Genomic DNA, 12,850 nt, shown 5'->3' with positions numbered 1-12,850 from the left:
GTCGGAGCCCGTGTCGGACGTAACACGGTGGGGACTCCGTATCGTTGTGGGCTGTCCGTATCCTGATCCCAGGGTGCGGGTTGCCCATATGATGCTGCGAGAAAAAGACGCTGGAACCTCGAACGTTCCCGCCACAGAAGGAGGTGGACTGCCGTGCAAGGTTTGATTCTGCAACTCACACGAGCAGGTTTCCTGCTTCTGCTGTGGCTTTTCGTGTGGACCGTTCTGCGGGCGTTGCGCGGCGACATCTACGCGGGATCCGGCGTCCGTGTGCCGCCCCGATATTCGCGCAGCGGCAACGTGCTGCCGTCGCTGGGTAAGACCAAGACGGCCAAGTATCTGGTGGTGACGCAGGGCGGCCTCGCCGGCACGCGCATCACTCTCGGCACCCAGCCCGTCCTCATCGGCCGGGCCGACGACTCCACCCTCGTCCTCACCGACGACTACGCCTCCACCCGCCACGCTCGGCTCTCCCCGCGAGGCGCCGACTGGTACGTCGAAGACCTCGGCTCGACCAACGGCACGTACCTGGATCGCGCCAAGGTCACCACATCTGTCCGCGTGCCGCTCGGTACCCCCGTACGGGTCGGCAAAACGGTAATCGAGTTGCGCCCGTGACCCTCGTACTCCGCTATGCCGCCCGCAGTGACCGTGGCCTCGTCCGTTCCAACAACGAAGATTCCGTCTACGCCGGTGCCCGCCTGCTGGCGCTCGCGGACGGCATGGGCGGTCACGCGGCCGGTGAGGTCGCGTCGCAGTTGATGATCGCGGCCCTCGCACATCTCGACGACGACGAGCCCGGCGAAGACCTTCTCGGCAAGCTCGAGGCCGCCACCCGGGAGGGCAACGACTCCATCGCCGACCACGTCGAGGAGGATCCCGAACTCGACGGCATGGGCACCACGCTCACCGCAATCCTGTTCTCCGGCAACAAGCTCGGGCTGGTCCACATCGGCGACTCCCGCGCCTACCTGCTCCGCGACGACTCCCTCGCGCAGATCACCCGGGACGACACGTTCGTGCAGTCCCTCGTCGACGAGGGACGGATCACCGCCGAGCAGGCGCATACCCACCCGCAGCGGTCGCTCATCATGCGCGCCCTCACCGGCAACGAGATCGAGCCGACGCTGACGGTCCGCGAGGCGCGCGCAGGCGACCGTTACCTGCTGTGCTCCGACGGACTGTCGGACGTGGTCAGCGACGAGACCATCGAGAACACGATGCGTGAGGGCTCGCAGGACGAGTGCGCCGACCGGCTCATCGAACTCGCCCTGCGCAGCGGCGGCCCGGACAACGTGACGGTCGTCGTCGCCGACGTCATCGACCTCGATTACGGGCAGAGCCACCCCATCGTCGCCGGTGCCGCCTCCGCCGACGACGAAGAGGACACACCGCCGCCCAACACGGCCGCGGGCCGCGCCGCCGCGATGCGGCCGCCGCGGGCCACCCCGAAGCGGGTGGTCCCGCAGGTCGAGGAACCGCCGACGAAGAAGAAGCGTCACCGCATGTGGTGGGCTGCGCTCGCGCTCGGTCTGATCGTCGTGGTCGCCGTCGCTGCCTTCGTGGGGCGGGCTCTGGTCCGCAACAACTACTACGTCGGCGCCGACGGCGAACGCGTCACCGTGCTGCGCGGAGTTCCCGGCTCGGTGCTGGGTTACTCGCTGCAGGAAGCGAATCTCGTCGGCTGTGTCAGCGATGCCGGCGACCTGACATTGATGTCGCCGACCGAATCACCGAACGGGTGCACCATCCTCGAGGTCGACGACCTCCAGCCGTCCGCCCGCGAGCAGGTGCGTGCCGGGCTGCCCTCGGGCAAGCTCGACGACGTCCGCAACCAGATGACGCGGCTCGCTCAGAACGATCTGCTTCCGGTCTGCGAGTCGGCGTCGTCCACCACCACCACGACGACCACTCCGGCACCGACTCCGGCTCCCGTCCCGGAGACCACGCCGCCGCCCGCGCCTGTCCCCCCGGCCGAGGTGCCGCCCGCACCGGCGCCGAGCACACCCCCGACTCCGACCGCCACCCCGGCGCCGACCGTGACCCAGGTTCCCGGTCAGAACTGCAGGACGGCTAGCTGATGTCGGTCGCAAGTGCATCACCGGGGGCGCAGTTTCCCAGTCCCCCCGGCGGGTTCGCGCCAGCCCCCGTCCAGTCGACGCGCCGGGGCACCGAGCTGATCCTGATCGGTTTCGCGATCCTGATCACGACGATCTCGCTGGTGCTGGTCGAGGCCAGCCAGGAACAGAGCATCACCTGGGACCTCGCCAAGTACGCCGCCGCCTACTCGGCGCTGTTCCTGATCGCGCACCTCGCGGTGCGCCGGTTCGCGCCGTACGCCGACCCGCTGATCCTGCCGATCGTCGCGCTGCTCAACGGCCTCGGGCTGGTGCTGATCCACCGACTCGACCTCGCCGACGCACAGTCCGCCGCCTACTTCGGGCTGCCCGTCCCGTCGCCGGACGCCAACCAGCAGGTGCTGTGGACGACGCTGGCCATCGCCGGTTTCGTGGCCGTGCTGGTGCTGCTCAAGGACTACCGCCTCCTGGCCCGCTACAGCTACACGCTGGGCCTGGCCGGACTGGTGTTCCTCGCCATCCCGGCGATCCTGCCGTCCAGCTTCTCCGAGGTGAACGGCGCGAAGATCTGGATCCGCCTCCCCGGCTTCAGCATTCAGCCCGGCGAGTTCGCGAAGATCCTCCTGATCATCTTCTTCGCGTCGGTGCTGGTCGCGAAGCGCGACCTGTTCACCACCGCAGGCAAGCACGTGTTCGGCATCGACCTCCCCCGCGCCCGCGACCTCGGCCCCATCCTCGTCGCGTGGATGGTGTCGGTGGGTGTGCTCGTGCTGGAGAAGGACCTCGGCACGTCGCTGCTGCTGTTCAGCACCGTGCTGGTGATGCTCTACATCGCCACCGAGCGCGTCGGCTGGCTGCTGATCGGCGTCGGACTGCTCGGAATCGGCTTCTTCTTCGCCTACCAGCTGTTCGGCCACGTCCGGGTCCGGGTCAGCACCTGGCTCGACCCGCTGGCCGACTACAACAACACCGGCTACCAGATCTCGCAGTCGCTGTTCGGACTCGCGACCGGCGGTGTGGCCGGAACGGGACTCGGCAGCGGACGACCCGCCCAGGTGCCGTTCGCGAAGACCGACTTCATCGTCGCCACGATCGGTGAGGAGCTCGGTCTGATCGGGCTCGCCGCCGTCCTGATGCTGTTCCTGATCCTCGTCATCCGCGGTCTGCGCACCGCGCTGGCCGTCCGCGACAGCTTCGGCAAGCTCCTCGCGGCCGGGCTGTCTTTCACGATCGCGGTGCAGGTGTTCGTGGTGGTCGGCGGCGTCACCAAGCTGATCCCGCTCACCGGTCTGACCACGCCATTCATGTCCTACGGTGGGTCGTCGCTGCTCGCCAACTATCTCCTTCTCGCGATCCTGATCAAGATCTCCGACGCCGCCCGTGAGCCGGCCGTCCCGAAGAAGAAGGGCCCCGCACCCATCGCCGACGCCCCGACCGAGATGGTGCCGCGCTCATGAACACACCTCTGCGTCGCGTCGCGATCGCCGTCATGGTGATGGTGGTCGCCCTCCTCGCCAACGCCACCTACGTTCAGGTCATCAAGGCGGACAACCTGCGGGCCGATCCGCGGAACTCGCGCGTGCTGCTCGACGAGTACTCGCGTCAGCGCGGCCAGATCTCGGCGGCCGGCCAGGTGCTCGCGGCGTCCGTCCCGACCGACGACCGCTACAAGTACCTGCGCACCTACCCGCCGAACCCGGCGGCACCGTCCAGCCCGCTGGCCAACGCACCGGTCACCGGTTTCTACTCGATGCAGTACGGCAGCACCGGTCTCGAGCGGGCCGAGGACCCGGTCCTCAACGGCTCCGACAACCGGCTGTTCGGGCGTCGCTTCTTCGACCTGGTGTCCGGGCGCGACCCGCGCGGCGGCAACGTGGTGACCACGATCAACCCGGTCATGCAGCAGGTGGCGTACGACGAGCTGACGGCGAAGGGCTACACCGGTTCGGTCGTCGCGATCGAACCGAGCACCGGACGCATCCTCACGATGGTCAGCACCCCGAGCTACGACCCCAACTCGCTCGCCAGCCACGACGGCACCGAGACCACCCAGGCGTGGGAGGCCCTCAACGCCGACCCGGAGAAGCCGCTGATCAACCGTGCGGTGTCGCAGACGTACCCGCCGGGCTCCACGTTCAAGGTGGTGGTGACCGCGGCGGCGCTCGCCGCCGGAACCACCCCCGACACCCAGCTGACCGCGGCCCCGCAGATCACCCTTCCCGGCACGTCGACGACGCTCGAGAACTACAACGGCTCCACGTGTGGCGGCGCCCCCACCGCGTCGCTGCGTGAGGCGTTCGCGCGGTCCTGCAACACGGCGTTCGTCGAACTCGGTGTGAAGACCGGCGCCGACGCCGTCAGCGACCAGTCCAGCGCGCTCGGCATCGGTGGGCAGATGCCCGGCGTCCCGTTCCCCGTCGCGGACAGCACGATCGGGTCGATCCCCGACGACGCCGCACTCGGTCAGAGCAGCATCGGCCAGCGTGACGTCGCGCTCACTCCCCTGCAGAACGCGATGATCGCGGCTACCGTCGCCAACGGTGGGGTGCGGATGCAACCGCAACTGGTGTCCGAACTGCAGGGGCCGGACCTGTCCAACCTCGCGACCACCAACCCGGTGTCCGAAGGCCAGGCGATGTCGTCCCAGGTGGCGGCCACCCTGACCGACCTGATGATCGGTTCCGAGAACAACACCAGCGGCGAAGGCAAGATCCCGGGCGTCCAGATCGCGTCCAAGACGGGCACCGCCGAGCACGGGACCGACCCTCGGAACACCCCGCCCCACGCCTGGTACATCGGATTCGCACCCGCCCAGAACCCGACCGTGGCCATTGCGGTCATCGTCGAGGACGGCGGAGATCGTGCACTGGCCGCAACCGGCGGCTCGGTGGCTGCACCTATCGGCCGTGCCGTCATCGCAGCCGGACTACAAGGGGGCTGATTGTGGCACTGAACAACGGCGCGTTGATCGCCAATCGATACCGCCTGATCCGGCTCATCGCCACGGGCGGAATGGGACAGGTCTGGGAAGCGACGGACAACAGGCTCAACCGTCGTGTCGCGGTGAAGGTGCTGAAGTCCGAGTTCTCGTCCGACCCGGAGTTCGTCGAACGGTTCCGTTTCGAGGCGCGTACCACCGCGCAGCTGAACCATTCCGGCATCGCCGGAATCTACGACTACGGCGAGGTCCGCGACGCCACCGGCGATTCCACCGCCTACCTGGTGATGGAACTCGTCAACGGTGAGCCGCTCAACGCCGTCCTCTCGCGGGTGGGCCGCCTCGCGGTGCCGCACGCCCTGGACATGCTCGAGCAGACCGGCCGGGCGCTGCAGGTGGCGCACGACGCCGGAGTCGTGCACCGCGACGTGAAGCCCGGCAATATCCTGATCACCCCCACCGGCCAGGTGAAGATCACCGACTTCGGCATCGCGAAGGCCGTGGAGAACTCGCCGATCACGCGGACCGGCATGGTGATGGGCACCGCGCAGTACATCGCCCCCGAGCAGGCGCTCGGCCAGGACGCGACCGCGGCGAGCGACGTGTACTCCCTCGGCATCGTCGGCTACGAGGCGCTGTCCGGACGTCGCCCGTTCGTCGGCGACGGCGCGATCACCGTCGCGATGAAGCACGTCCAGGAGGCGCCGGCACCGTTGCCGAGCGACCTGCCGCCGAACATCCGCGAACTCATCGACATCACGATCGCGAAGGATCCGAGCACTCGCTACGCCAGTGGCGGAGAGTTCGCCGACGCCGTCGCGGCGGTCCGGGCGGGCAGGCGTCCCCCGCCGCCCGGCGTGTCGGGTACCGGGGCGGCGCGGGTTCTGCCGCCGCCGATGACCGGTGCAACCCAGATGATGCCGCCCTCGCAGACCGCGTACGCGGGACCGGTCACCGGGCAGGTGCCGCCGGACGACTCGAACGGTGACGGCAAGAAGGGCGGGCTGACCAGCGGCCAGAAGGCCGTGGCCTGGGGTGCGGGTGGTCTGCTCCTGCTGGCGGCGATCATCGGGCTCGCGCTCGTCCTGTTCGACGGTGGTGACACGAAGGAACCGACGTCGCCGGCGATTACGTCGTCGCTGCGGACGATCACGACGACACCGCGGCCGACGACCACCACCACGACCGAGGAACAGACGACCACCACCGAGCCGCCGTACACGACGACCACCACCCAGCCGTACACGACGACCACCACCCCGCCGCCGACCACGACGACGACAGAGCCGACGACGACTACCACCACCACCACGACCACCACCGCCCCCACGACGACGACCACGACGACCACGTCGGAGGAGTCAACTACTCCGACCCCACAAGGACTGCCATGACGACACCGCGCAACCTCTCCTCACGCTACGAGCTGGGTGAGATTCTCGGCTTCGGTGGCATGTCCGAGGTCCACCTCGCCCGCGACGTCCGACTCAGCCGTGACGTCGCGATCAAGGTCCTGCGCGCCGACCTGGCCCGCGACCCCACGTTCTACCTGCGATTCCGTCGCGAGGCGCAGAACGCGGCGGCGCTGAACCATCCGGCGATCGTGGCCGTCTACGACACCGGCGAGGCGGAAACCGAAGCGGGACCCCTGCCGTACATCGTGATGGAGTACGTCGACGGCGACACGTTGCGGGACATCGTGCGCAGCGAGGGCCCGATGGCGCCGCGCCGCGCGATGGAAGTCATCTCGGACGTGTGCGCGGCGCTCGACTTCAGCCACCGCAACGGCATCGTGCACCGCGACGTGAAACCCGCCAACGTGATGATCAACCGTGCGGGTGCGGTGAAGGTGATGGACTTCGGCATCGCGCGAGCGATCTCCGACGCGTCCAGCCCCATGACGCAGACGGCCGCCGTCATCGGCACCGCCCAGTACCTGTCGCCCGAGCAGGCCCGCGGCGAGCAGGTCGACGCCCGCTCCGACGTGTACTCCCTCGGTTGCGTGCTGTTCGAGATCCTCACCGGCGAACCCCCGTTCAAGGGTGACTCCCCGGTCGCGGTCGCGTACCAGCACGTGCGGGAGGACCCGCAGACACCGTCCGCGGTCAATCCGGACATTCCGCGTGAGCTCGACTCGGTGATCCTCAAGGCGATGAGCAAGAACCCCGCCAACCGCTACCAGACCGCCGCGGACATGCGCAGCGACCTGGTCCGGGTGCTCGGCGGGCAGCGCCCCAGCGCGCCGATGGTCATGAGCGACGAGGACCGCACCACGATCCTCGGTGCCGTCGATACCGGCGCGGGAAACTACCGGCGCCAGCAGTCACCGGCCCCGGCCACCGCGTCGAAGACGGACGGCGGCGAGCCCGACAAGAAGAAGAACCCGATGCGGGTGGCGCTGATGGCGCTGGGCGCCCTCATCGTCGTCGGCATCGTCGGCGCGTTCCTGTGGTCCGTGGGACCGGGTTCGAAGGCCGATCAGGTGACCATGCCGGACGTCACGAACCAGGCCGCGGACGACGCCGAGACGACACTGCAGAACCTCGGTTTCCGCGTCGCCCGGCAACAGAAACCGGACGCCGTCGTGGCGACCGGCAACGTCATCACCACCCGCCCCGTCGGCGGCGTGCAGGTGGACGAGGGCAGCACGATCACCCTCGAGGTGTCGTCGGGCCCCGAACAGGTGAAGGTCCCGCGGCTCGCCGGTCTCACCCAGCAGGAAGCGCAGCAGGAGCTGAACGCGGTGGGACTGCGGCTCGACACCGCTGTCGCCCGTGCACCGTCCGACGTGTCCGACGTCGACAAGGTGATCGAACAGAACCCGTCCTCCGGCGCGAGCATCTCCCTCGACTCCGAGGTCGCCGTCACGCTGGGCACCGGGCCGGAGCAGATCCGCATCCCCGACGTGACCGGCCAGAAGGTCGAGGTCGCGCAGGCGAACATCGAGGGCGCCGGTTTCAAGGTGCAGATCCAGAACATCGATTCCGGTGTGCCGAAGGGCCAGGTCGTCTCCACCGACCCCGTCGGCGGCTCCACCGCAGCCAAGGGTGACACCATCCAGATCCGGGTGTCGAACGGCAACAACATCGAGATGCCGGACCTGACGGGCAAGACGGTGTCGCAGGCGCTCGCCGAGCTGCGCAGCGCCGGCTGGAGCGGGTCGTCGAGCTCGCTGAATCAGACGCAGACGTCCACCCTGGACCCGGAGATGGTCGGCAAGATCATCAGCCAGGAACAGCCGCCGGGATCGGAGATCACCAAGAACGGGGTCGTCTCCGTCGGTGTCGGCGCGCTGGGCATCCCGCGGTAGGCGGCTCCGCCACCCGTGCGCCTTTCTGGTTGCTGTAGCTACCAAAAAGGCGCACGGGCGCTACGCGCCCAACGCTTGCGCGACCTCGGTCTCGAGGTTGGCGACGAGGGATTCCTTCGGGGCTTCGCCGCAGACGGCGAGCCAGTTGGCGAGCATGCGGTGCCCGCCCTCGGTGAGCACGGACTCCGGGTGGAACTGGACGCCGTGGATCGGCAGTTCCCGGTGCCGCATCGCCATGACGATGCCGCTGTCGGTGTGGGCGGTGACCTCGAGTTCGTCCGGGATAGTGTCTTCCAGGACGGTCAGTGAGTGGTAGCGCGTGGCGGTGAACGGGTCGGGAAGACCCGCGAGAACGCCCTCGCCGGTGTGGTGGACGATGCTGGTCTTGCCGTGCAGGAGTTCGGGTGCCCGGTCGACGGTGGCGCCGAATGCGGCCCCGATCGCCTGGTGTCCGAGGCACACCCCGAGAAGCGGCGTCTTGGCCGCGGCACACGCCGTGACCAGGTCCATCGTCGCGCCTGCCCGCTGCGGTGTGCCGGGACCGGGGCTCAGCAGAATGCCGTCGAACTCGGCCGCTGCCGCCGCGACGGCGTCGGGCCCGGTGAGGTTCGGATCGTCGTTGCGCCAGACCACGGCCCGTGTTCCCAGCTGTCCGAGGTACTGGACCAGGTTGAACACGAAGCTGTCGTAGTTGTCGACGACGAGAATCCTCATGGAAGCAGGGTATTCTGCCCGCTTCCCGCTCTGCACGGCCGGGGACCGTTCGGGCTCAGTGCCCCGCGTAACCGGGCACGGACAGTTGACCGGACGCCGCCTCCGAGTAGCCGAGGCCGAACCGTGAGGCGTACTGCTTGAACACCCGGATTCCGGGTTCGTTGGCGAGCGCCGCCTCCAGTCGCGCGGGATCCCCGATCGCCGACATGACGTAGGGCGGGCTGTAGGTGCGACCGTGCAGCAGCAGGGTGTTGCCGATGCAGCGCGGTGCCGACGTGTTCACGATCCGCTGGTCCTGCATGCTGATCGCCTCGGCACCGCCCACCCACAGTGCGTTCAGCACACTCTGGACGTCCTGCTGGTGGACGACGAGATCGTCCGGCGACGCGTCGACGGGATATTTGCCGTCCGCGTCGCGGGGGGCGTCGGTGAGTGTGACGGTGACGCCGGGACCGGTCATCGGTGTGAGTCCGGCATCGGTGGCGAGCGCCTTGCTGTCGGCGAGCGCCTGCGCGACACCGCTGTCGGACGCGGCGGCGTCCTGCTGCAGCGATTCGACCTGCGCCGCCAGCCGGTCGCGGGTCTCGGCCACCTGGTCGGTCTCGGACTGGGCGTTGCGCACGAGGTCGGACAGTCGGGTGGAATCGCCGGCGCGAATCTCGTTGCCGTGCGACACCTGACGGGTGGTGGCCACCAGCAGACCGGCCACGAGACACACCACCAGCACCGCGATCCGCCAGAAGATCGACCTGGTCACCGGTGTTTCCGTCCCCTCGTCCTCGCCGCGCGAATCGCGGCTACGTTAGCGTGTACACACGCAGGTATTTCCGAATCTACCTGCCCACATTCCTGTTGAGCCGTACGAACGAGGACGTCATGCCGAAGTCGAAGGTCCGAAAGAAGACCGATTACACGATCAACCCTGCGAGCCGCACCCCGGTGAAGGTGAAGGCCGGCCCCTCGAGCACCCTGTACGTCTCGGTGATGCTCGGGTTCATGCTGGTCGGCCTGGTGTGGTTGCTCGTCTATTACCTGGCCGCCGACCAGCTCGAGTGGATGAACAACCTCGGTGCCTACAACTTCCTCATCGGATTCGGCTTCATGGTGGTCGGTCTGATCATGACGATGCGCTGGCGTTGACCATCACAATTACACCCATGTCATTCATCCCCAATGTGGACAACCCCTGTGGATAACCGCAGGTCGAGTGCTGATGTCTGCTGACGAGGCACCGTTGGAGTGGTCGACGCCCCTCGGCGCGGTGATCGCTCTCGCCGCGGGCGGAGTCGCGTTGGGGGTCGCCGGACTTTCCGTGTCGACCGAGCCGGCGGGCCGTGTCCTCGTGTGCGTCGCCGCCCTCGGGCTGCTGCTGACCGCCGCGTCCGCGCTCCGGCAACGCCCGCGCCTCGCCGTCGACAAGGAGGGCGGCGGGATCGTGGTGAACCGGCTGAGCGGCCGCCACGGGTATGCCCGCTCGGAGATCGAACGCGCGCGGCTCGTGCGCTATCCCCGGCTGGGCCGCCGGGTGCCGATGCTCGAGATCGACGTCCGCACCGAGGACGGCACCGAACGCCTCCTGATCTTCGGCCGGTGGGATCTCGGCACCAATCCGGAGGACGTGTTCGATGCCCTCGCGGTGCACCGTCTGGTGGGCCGGGGTCAGTAGCCGAAGCTCGCGCGCAGCTGCAGGGTGCGGATCGCGATGACGGCGAGCGGCACCAGCATCACGACGCCGAGGCAGACCCAGCCGACGGTGACGGCCTTCTCCCGGTTGTTCCCGACGCCCAGCAGTTGGGGCCCGTAGAGAATTCCCGCGGTGGCCGCGGCTCCGGCGACCAGGCCGCCGAGATGCCCCCACAGTGAGATGCCGGGGATCGTGATGCTGATGATCACGTTGATGGCGATCACCGAGATTACTGGTGCGGGGCTGCGCCGCAGACGCAGGAGGATGACGGCCTGAGCGCCCATCAGTCCGAAGACGGCACCCGACGCACCCGCGGTGACCGCGCCGAGTTGGAACAGCATCACCGCGGCGGAACCGCCGAGCAGCGACGCGAAGTACACGCAGGCGTAGCGGGCACGCCCGAGGACCAGTTCGGTGTCGCGGCCGATCACCCACAGCGCGAACATGTTGACGGCCAGGTGGATGATGCCGAAGTGGAGGAATCCGCTGCCGAGCACGCGGACGATCTGCCCGTCCACGACAGCGGGTGGGAACAGCGCCCAGTCCGCGAAGAGCTTCGACCCGGCCTGGTTCTGCATGATGCTGCGGGCCTGCGCCGCGGTGATCAGGAAGATGCCGACGTTCGCGGCCATCAGGATGTACGTCACAAGCGGTGTCGGACGCTGTGTGGTCACGGCGCCGGCGACGTTACGGACCGGGCGGACATCGCGCCGTCCGGCGGCGACGCAGTCGACACACTGGTAGCCGACGGCCGCTTCGCGCAGGCATTCGGGGCACGCGGGACGACCGCACCGGTTGCACGACAGCGCAGTGGGGCGATCGGGGTGGCGGACGCACCGCGGCTGGGGCGGAGTGCCCTCGTTCGCGGCACCGCCCCAGTCGGGGTTGGTCATGTGCTGCGGTTCCCTACGCGATGGTGACGCTGTTGATCACGACCGGCTCGAGCGGACGGTCCGCGCGATCGGTGGCGGTGGTCGAGATGGCGTCGACGACCTTCTTCGACTCCTCGTCGACGACCTCACCGAAGATGGTGTGGCGACGGTTGAGGTGCGGCGTCGGGCCGGTGGTGATGAAGAACTGCGAACCGTTGGTTCCCGGGCCGGCGTTCGCCATGGCCAGGATGTACGCGCGGTCGAACTGCAGTTCCGGGTGGAACTCGTCGCCGAACTTGTAGCCCGGGCCGCCGGCGCCGGTGCCCGTGGGGTCGCCGCCCTGGATCATGAATCCGTCGATGACGCGGTGGAAGACGGCGCCGTCGTAGAACGGTCCGGAGTCGGTGCCACCGGCGTTGGCGGTGCTGTAGTCCTTCGAACCGTCGGCCAGGCCGACGAAGTTCTCGACGGTCTTGGGCGCGTGGTTGCCGAACAGCGCGATCTTGATGTCGCCGCGGTTGGTGTGCAGCGTTGCGGTTGCGGTCTGATGAGGTGAAGTCACACCACCATGTTGCCATTGTGGGGTTCCGTGTGGTTCCGCCGCGGTGACTCGAGTACTTCGGATCGGTTCGTGCTCCCGGTTCTTGTGACAAAGTGGGGACATGACACGAGCGACGGAGTCCCTCACGAATCTGCTTCCGACCGAACGCGCCGAGACCCTGCAGGAGCAGGTGTCCGAACGAGTCGAGACCGCTCTTGCCCACGTCGAGGATTCGGCTTCCCGCGTCAAGGAATCCGAGGCTGTCGATCAGGCGCGGCGCTACGCACGCTCGGCGGCACTCGCCACGGCTCGCGGCGCCGGCCGGCTCAGTGTGTTCCTCGGCCGTCAGGGCGCCTCGCTGGCCAAGAAGGGCTACGAACGCGCCCGGACCGTGCCGGTGAAGAAGGTCGCCCAGGATGTCGTTCGTCCCCTGACCTCGGCCGTGGCACCGGTCGAGGAGAAGAAGTCGCGGAAGGGCCGTCGCATCGCGATCGTCGTCCTGCTCGGTGCCGCCGTGGCCGGGGGCGCGGTGTTCGTCAAGAGCCGCCGCCGCGAGCAGCCGCGCGTCGCGTCCGCTCCCCCGAACCTGCGCGACCTCGATAACGCGGACACGCAGCAGCCCACGCCGCCTACGGCGACGAAGCCCCTCACCGCAACCGACCCGTCACTCCCCGGCCAGTAGCGCGCGCCCCCTGGGTGTCGCCCGGCGCAGC

13 protein-coding genes are annotated in these 12,850 nt (G+C 68.4%); 9 read left to right on the top strand and 4 right to left on the bottom strand.

What is annotated here, in order from left to right; translation table 11 throughout:
- The first annotated feature begins 153 nt into the window (after nucleotides 1-153).
- The 6 genes from ACLIVD_RS00175 to pknB are packed head-to-tail and all read left to right on the top strand — an operon-like array spanning nucleotide 154 to nucleotide 8,326.
- The gene (locus ACLIVD_RS00175; RefSeq protein WP_005249074.1) at nucleotides 154-618 is read left to right on the top strand and encodes an FHA domain-containing protein FhaB/FipA; all 465 of its coding nucleotides are present in this window, start codon (nucleotides 154-156) and stop codon (nucleotides 616-618) included.
- Nucleotides 615-2,081: a PP2C family protein-serine/threonine phosphatase gene (locus tag ACLIVD_RS00170; protein ID WP_280783100.1), complete on the top strand. Its 1,467-nt coding sequence runs from the start codon at nucleotides 615-617 to the stop codon at nucleotides 2,079-2,081. Before ACLIVD_RS00175 ends, ACLIVD_RS00170 begins: the two co-directional genes overlap by 4 nt.
- Nucleotides 2,081-3,535, top strand: coding sequence for an FtsW/RodA/SpoVE family cell cycle protein (locus tag ACLIVD_RS00165; protein ID WP_009476773.1), 1,455 nt, complete (start codon nucleotides 2,081-2,083; stop codon nucleotides 3,533-3,535). The genes ACLIVD_RS00170 and ACLIVD_RS00165 overlap by 1 nt, the downstream gene beginning before the upstream one ends.
- Complete coding sequence (locus ACLIVD_RS00160; protein ID WP_283334705.1) at nucleotides 3,532-5,019, top strand: penicillin-binding transpeptidase domain-containing protein; 1,488 nt, start codon at nucleotides 3,532-3,534, stop codon at nucleotides 5,017-5,019. The genes ACLIVD_RS00165 and ACLIVD_RS00160 overlap by 4 nt, the downstream gene beginning before the upstream one ends.
- A gap of 2 nt (nucleotides 5,020-5,021) precedes the next feature.
- Nucleotides 5,022-6,410: a protein kinase domain-containing protein gene (locus tag ACLIVD_RS00155; RefSeq protein WP_280783098.1), complete on the top strand. Its 1,389-nt coding sequence runs from the start codon at nucleotides 5,022-5,024 to the stop codon at nucleotides 6,408-6,410.
- On the top strand, nucleotides 6,407-8,326 hold the full coding sequence (gene pknB / locus ACLIVD_RS00150) for a Stk1 family PASTA domain-containing Ser/Thr kinase (RefSeq protein ID WP_280783097.1): 1,920 nt from the start codon (nucleotides 6,407-6,409) through the stop codon (nucleotides 8,324-8,326). The genes ACLIVD_RS00155 and pknB overlap by 4 nt, the downstream gene beginning before the upstream one ends.
- A 60-nt stretch (nucleotides 8,327-8,386) precedes the next feature.
- Here the strand turns inward: pknB and ACLIVD_RS00145 are convergent, their stop codons facing one another.
- Nucleotides 8,387-9,040 carry an aminodeoxychorismate/anthranilate synthase component II gene (locus ACLIVD_RS00145; protein WP_491931706.1) on the bottom strand — a complete coding sequence of 218 codons (654 nt, stop codon included), beginning with the start codon at nucleotides 9,038-9,040 and terminating at the stop codon, nucleotides 8,387-8,389.
- A 55-nt stretch (nucleotides 9,041-9,095) separates the two neighbouring features.
- Nucleotides 9,096-9,797, bottom strand: a complete 702-nt coding sequence (locus tag ACLIVD_RS00140) for a DUF881 domain-containing protein (protein WP_280783095.1) — start codon at nucleotides 9,795-9,797, stop codon at nucleotides 9,096-9,098.
- 119 nt (nucleotides 9,798-9,916) lie between these two features.
- Here ACLIVD_RS00140 and crgA point away from each other — a divergent pair, with 119 nt between their 5' ends.
- Both crgA and ACLIVD_RS00130 read left to right on the top strand, forming a co-directional pair.
- On the top strand, nucleotides 9,917-10,180 hold the full coding sequence (gene crgA, locus ACLIVD_RS00135; RefSeq protein ID WP_005249082.1) for a cell division protein CrgA: 264 nt from the start codon (nucleotides 9,917-9,919) through the stop codon (nucleotides 10,178-10,180).
- 67 nt (nucleotides 10,181-10,247) lie between these two features.
- Nucleotides 10,248-10,706: a PH domain-containing protein gene (locus ACLIVD_RS00130; protein ID WP_317570511.1), complete on the top strand. Its 459-nt coding sequence runs from the start codon at nucleotides 10,248-10,250 to the stop codon at nucleotides 10,704-10,706.
- Here ACLIVD_RS00130 and ACLIVD_RS00125 read toward each other — a convergent pair.
- Together ACLIVD_RS00125 and ACLIVD_RS00120 are read right to left on the bottom strand one after the other, a co-directional pair.
- The gene (locus tag ACLIVD_RS00125; protein WP_491931705.1) at nucleotides 10,700-11,617 is read right to left on the bottom strand and encodes a rhomboid family intramembrane serine protease; all 918 of its coding nucleotides are present in this window, start codon (nucleotides 11,615-11,617) and stop codon (nucleotides 10,700-10,702) included. The two genes, ACLIVD_RS00130 and ACLIVD_RS00125, sit on opposite strands and share 7 nt — an antisense overlap.
- A 13-nt stretch (nucleotides 11,618-11,630) precedes the next feature.
- Complete coding sequence (locus tag ACLIVD_RS00120) at nucleotides 11,631-12,158, bottom strand: peptidylprolyl isomerase (protein ID WP_025431550.1); 528 nt, start codon at nucleotides 12,156-12,158, stop codon at nucleotides 11,631-11,633.
- Nucleotides 12,159-12,258: 100 nt separating this feature from the next.
- Between ACLIVD_RS00120 and ACLIVD_RS00115 the strand changes: the two genes are divergently transcribed.
- On the top strand, nucleotides 12,259-12,819 hold the full coding sequence (locus ACLIVD_RS00115; RefSeq protein ID WP_491931704.1) for a hypothetical protein: 561 nt from the start codon (nucleotides 12,259-12,261) through the stop codon (nucleotides 12,817-12,819).
- Nucleotides 12,820-12,850: the final 31 nt, after the last annotated feature.

The organism is Rhodococcus sp. G6(2025) (genome assembly GCF_058628105.1).
The sequence above is the reverse complement of the archived record's forward strand: the minus strand, read 5'-3'. Positions and strand labels throughout refer to the sequence as shown.

Bases quoted from the DNA above. Each gene is read 5' to 3' on its own strand.
- ACLIVD_RS00145 (WP_491931706.1), bottom strand. From the start codon at position 9,040: ATGAGGATTCTCGTCGTCGACAACTACGACAGCTTCGTGTTCAACCTG.
- ACLIVD_RS00115 (WP_491931704.1), top strand. From the start codon at position 12,259: ATGACACGAGCGACGGAGTCCCTCACGAATCTGCTTCCGACCGAACGC.
- ACLIVD_RS00125 (WP_491931705.1), bottom strand. From the start codon at position 11,617: ATGACCAACCCCGACTGGGGCGGTGCCGCGAACGAGGGCACTCCGCCC.
- crgA (WP_005249082.1), top strand. From the start codon at position 9,917: ATGCCGAAGTCGAAGGTCCGAAAGAAGACCGATTACACGATCAACCCT.
- ACLIVD_RS00160 (WP_283334705.1), top strand. From the start codon at position 3,532: ATGAACACACCTCTGCGTCGCGTCGCGATCGCCGTCATGGTGATGGTG.
- pknB (WP_280783097.1), top strand. From the start codon at position 6,407: ATGACGACACCGCGCAACCTCTCCTCACGCTACGAGCTGGGTGAGATT.
- ACLIVD_RS00165 (WP_009476773.1), top strand. From the start codon at position 2,081: ATGTCGGTCGCAAGTGCATCACCGGGGGCGCAGTTTCCCAGTCCCCCC.